This window comes from Sphingomonas pollutisoli, from assembly GCF_029167165.1.
Taxonomy (GTDB): domain Bacteria; phylum Pseudomonadota; class Alphaproteobacteria; order Sphingomonadales; family Sphingomonadaceae; genus Sphingomonas; species Sphingomonas pollutisoli.
This window is the reverse complement of record NZ_JARFNJ010000072.1, coordinates 1-516: the sequence shown is the minus strand read 5'-3', so window position 1 is coordinate 516 and position 516 is coordinate 1. Positions and strand designations below refer to the sequence as shown.

The following is a 516-nucleotide window of genomic DNA, read 5'->3' as shown; positions in this document are numbered from 1 at the left end:
GTTTTATCGCGCATGAAAACTTTCATGGCCGCATCGCTGTTGCACAGCGCGCTCATTTTTCCTGCCTGGCTCATCGGCATCTTCATCTTTGCCAATGGCGTATTGGCCAACTTGCTCATGAGCGGAGCTCCTACGCGACTGACAATCAGATTTTTCGCTGTCTCGTCCCGCACCCGCCGGTCCCGGTTATCAAGAAACGTCATTCCTGCGATACCCTTGACTGTTAATTTCCACGCATAACTGACCCGCCATTTCCATCTCAAACTGACCCACCCTTTGACTTGAGCCGCAAGGCTCAAGATGTGGATCAGGTTTTGTTTCTCTCCTTCTTCATGGGCGGTTGTTGGACTGCACTGCTGTGCTTGAAGCGGTAGCTGTCGTTGCCTGTTTCCAGAATATGGCAGTGATGGGTCAGGCGGTCCAGCAGGGCCGTGGTCATCTTGGCATCACCAAACACGCTGGCCCATTCGCTGAAGCTCAGGTTGGTGGTGATTACTACGCTGGTGCGTTCGTAAA

The 516-nt window shown here is 52.9% G+C and carries 1 protein-coding gene; it reads right to left on the bottom strand.

Annotated elements, in window-relative coordinates:
• Positions 1-307: 307 nt before the first annotated feature.
• A partial coding sequence (locus PX554_RS26610; protein ID WP_275505054.1) for an ATP-binding protein occupies positions 308-516 on the bottom strand: 209 nt, incomplete at its 5' end.